Origin of the sequence: Alistipes sp. CAG:29 (genome assembly GCF_000435435.1) — a bacterium.
GTDB lineage: Bacteria > Bacteroidota > Bacteroidia > Bacteroidales > Rikenellaceae > Alistipes > Alistipes onderdonkii.
In genome coordinates, this window is sequence record NZ_FR893436.1 from 1 (window position 1) to 1,930 (window position 1,930).

Here is a 1,930-nt window from a genome sequence, read left to right on the forward strand (position 1 = left end):
GCCCTCGGCGCGCGGGGAGCTTGAGATCACGAGCGTCAACCAGTCGTTCCTGCAACGCGGCGAGCTGAAGGTGCAGACGCTTCAGCGCGGCTTCGCGTGGCTGGACACGGGCACGCACGACTCGCTGGCCGAGGCCTCGATCTTCGTGGAGGTCATCGAGAAACGCCAGGGTCTCAAGATCGCCTGCCTGGAGGGCATCGCCTACCATAACGGCTGGATCACGGCCGCTAAGCTCCGGGAGTTGGCGCAGCCGATGCTCAGGAACCAGTACGGGCAGTACCTGTTGAAACTCACCGACGAAAACCGACGCTAAAGCCATGAAAGTCATCCCTACCGAAATAGAAGGAGTTGTCCTCCTCGAACCCGAGGTGTTCGGGGACGCTCGGGGTTATTTCTTCGAGAGCTATTCTGAGCAGTCCTTCGGCAGGCTCGTACGCCCCGTGCGGTTCGTGCAGGACAACGAGTCGATGTCGAAGTACGGCGTTCTTCGCGGGCTTCACTTCCAGCGGGGGGCGCATGCACAGTCGAAACTGGTGCGCGTTGTCCGGGGCCGCGTGCTGGACGTCGCTGTGGACATCCGCCGGGGCTCGCCCACGTTCGGGCGGCACGTCTCCGTGGAGCTCTCGGGGGACAACAAACGGCAGTTCTTCGTGCCGCGGGGCTTCGCGCACGGCTTCTCGGTGCTGAGCGACGAGGCTGTATTCCAATACAAGTGCGACAACCTCTATGCCCCCGAATCGGAGGGCGCCATCGCGTGGGACGACCCCGCGCTGGGCATCGACTGGCGCCTGGCGCCGGGGGATGTCGTCCTCTCGCCCAAGGACAGCGGCCACCCGCGGCTGGCGGAGGCCGCGGAACTGTTCGACTACAATACGGACTACTATGCTTAATATCCTGATTACGGGCGCCCGGGGGCAGCTGGGGAGCTCCTTGCGGCAGCTTGGGAGCGTATCGCCCAACAACTACCTGGCCACCGACGTCGCGGAGCTGGACATCACCGACGCCGGGGCGGTGCTTCAAACGGTCAAGGAACAGCGTATCGACGTGATCGTCAACTGCGCGGCCTACACGAACGTGGAGCGTGCCGAGGAGGACGAGGCAAGGGCCGACCTGCTCAACCACAAGGCCGCGGCATACCTCGCAGCTGCGGCCAAAGAAACGGGTGCGACGCTGATCCACGTCTCGACGGACTACGTCTTCGACGTGCGGCCTACACGAACGTGGAGAAGGCCGAGGAGGATGAACCGACAGCCGACCTGCTCAACCACAAGGCCGCGGCATACCTCGCGGCAGCGGCCAAGGAGACGGGGGCGACGCTGATCCACGTCTCGACGGACTACGTCTTCGACGGCACGGGGCACAGGCCCTACACGGAGGATATGGCGACCTCGCCGCTGGGGGCCTACGGGCGTACGAAGCTGGCGGGCGAGGAGGCCGTGAAGGCCTCGGGGTGCCGCTACCTGATCCTGCGCACGGCATGGCTCTATTCGGAGTACGGGAACAACTTTCTGAAGACGATGCTGCGTCTGACCTCGGAGCGCGAGACGCTGCGCGTGGTCTTCGACCAGGTGGGCACTCCGACCTACGCCGGAGACCTGGCGCTTGCGATCTTCTCCCTGATCGAGGCGGGGCGCTACACGGGCAACGAGGGGGTGTACCACTTCACCGACGAGGGCGTGTGCTCGTGGTACGACTTCGCGGTGGAAATCGCCGCGGCCGCGGGCCATGACACGTGCCGTATCATCCCCTGCCACACGTCGGAATACCCCACGAAGGCCACCCGCCCGGCCTACTCGGTGCTGGACAAGACCAAATTCAAAGAGACCTTCCAAATGGACATCCCCCACTGGAGGGAGGCTTTGATCTACTGCATGAAACGACTCACAGAAAATAACCCATGAAACGCACCATCCTGATTACGGGCGGCGCG

Annotated in this window: 3 protein-coding genes and 1 pseudogene; all 4 read left to right on the forward strand. The window is 63.9% G+C overall.

What is annotated here, in order from left to right:
• Window positions 1-313: sugar phosphate nucleotidyltransferase (locus QVP03_RS04235; RefSeq protein ID WP_262914861.1), on the forward strand; the 313-nt coding region annotated here is incomplete at its 5' end.
• A gap of 4 nt (window positions 314-317) precedes the next feature.
• Entirely contained in the window at window positions 318-890 is a 573-nt protein-coding gene (gene rfbC / locus QVP03_RS04240; protein ID WP_022332340.1) for a dTDP-4-dehydrorhamnose 3,5-epimerase, read from the forward strand.
• Window positions 883-1,320 (forward strand): SDR family oxidoreductase, encoded by a 438-nt coding sequence (locus tag QVP03_RS04245; RefSeq protein ID WP_410511468.1) that lies wholly within the window; start codon window positions 883-885, stop codon window positions 1,318-1,320. The genes rfbC and QVP03_RS04245 overlap by 8 nt, the downstream gene beginning before the upstream one ends.
• Window positions 1,206-1,901 (forward strand): annotated as a pseudogene (rfbD, locus tag QVP03_RS04250) (dTDP-4-dehydrorhamnose reductase); the annotation flags it as partial. The gene QVP03_RS04245 and the pseudogene rfbD, both read left to right, overlap by 115 nt.
• Between the last annotated feature and the right edge of the window lie 29 nt (window positions 1,902-1,930).

Excerpts from the sequence above, each read along its gene's own strand:
- rfbC (WP_022332340.1), top strand. The coding sequence starts at position 318 with ATGAAAGTCATCCCTACCGAAATAGAAGGAGTTGTCCTCCTCGAACCC.
- QVP03_RS04245 (WP_410511468.1), top strand. The coding sequence starts at position 883 with ATGCTTAATATCCTGATTACGGGCGCCCGGGGGCAGCTGGGGAGCTCC.